This is a genomic window from Janthinobacterium sp. FW305-129 (genome assembly GCF_020858115.1).
Classification (GTDB): domain Bacteria; phylum Pseudomonadota; class Gammaproteobacteria; order Burkholderiales; family Burkholderiaceae_D; genus Janthinobacterium.
In genome coordinates, this window is record NZ_JACYMM010000037.1 from 1 (window position 1) to 1188 (window position 1188).

General features: G+C 60.4%; 1 pseudogene. It reads right to left on the reverse strand.

The annotated features are described in order from the left end of the window. Positions 1 to 1188, reverse strand: a pseudogene (locus IGS61_RS27690) (hypothetical protein); the annotation flags it as partial.

Here is a 1188-nt window from a genome sequence, read left to right on the forward strand (position 1 = left end):
GACCGCCTTGTTCGTGCTGACGTCACCCGTTGTTGCCGTCAGGCCGATGTTGGCGGCGCTGGTCTGGCTGCCGCCGATATCAACCGAGGTGCCGCTCAGATTTGCATTGCCTGCGGCCAGTATCTGGCCGTGTGCAGCAAGATCCTGAGTGGTGCTGATTGTCAGATTGCCAGCCGTGCCCAGCTTGCCATCGGCCTGGATGCCGGCGCCGATCAAGCTGCTTGCGCTGCTGTCGAGGGTCTTTGCCGTGATGCTGTTGTTGCCTTGCGCCGCGATGACGCCCGTGTTCACGATGGCACCTGTTGCGGTCAGGGCTTGATTGCCTGCCGCATACAGGCTGCCCGTGTTGCTCAAGGTATCGAGCGTCGTGGTCAGATTACCGCCGGCAAACACGCTGCCTGCCGCATTACTCACGTTCGCAGCGTTCAGGGTGGCGTTGCCCGCCACGGCTTGCAGCTGGCCTTTGGTATTGTCGATGTTGCCACTATTCAATGCCAGGTTGCGCCCTGCGGCCACAATCCCTTCGGTATTGTCCAGACTGCTCACGTTCAACACGGTATTCTGCGCCGCCACGATGCGGCCCTTGTTGTTCAACAACGTGCCAGCTTTCACCAGTGCATCGCCATTGCCTTCGATCTTGCCACCCGTATTGTCCAGCGAGCCGGCGGCATTGACGCTCATCAAACCGCTACCCGTTTGCGCCAGGCTGCCGGTGCGATTGTCCAGCGTGCCGGTGTTGATGGTCAGCTGATTGGCGATGGTGGTCGCATTGCGGTGATCGAGGGTGGCCGCTGTGATGTCGAGCTTGCCATTGCCCGTGATCTTGCCGAACTGGTTGTTGAACTGACCCGCGTGGATGGCCAGCACGCCTGCACCCGCGTGTTCCAGCTTGCCATTGATATTCGTCAACACCGTCGCGTTCAAAGCCAGGTTCGCACTGTTGACGGCGATACGGCCGGCCGTGTTGTCCAGCTTGCCTGTGGTGATGATCGTATCGCCCTCGCCCGTCTGCACAATGTCGCCGCTGGCGTTGTTCAGGTTGGCCACGTTCAGCTGCAGCTGACCTGCCACCAACTGGCCCTGGCTGTTCACCAGCGACTGGGCGTTGTTTGCATTGGCGGTAATCGCCAGCAACTTGCTGGCAGAAATGACTGCCTTGTTGGTGATGACATCGCCAGCAAGGGCCGT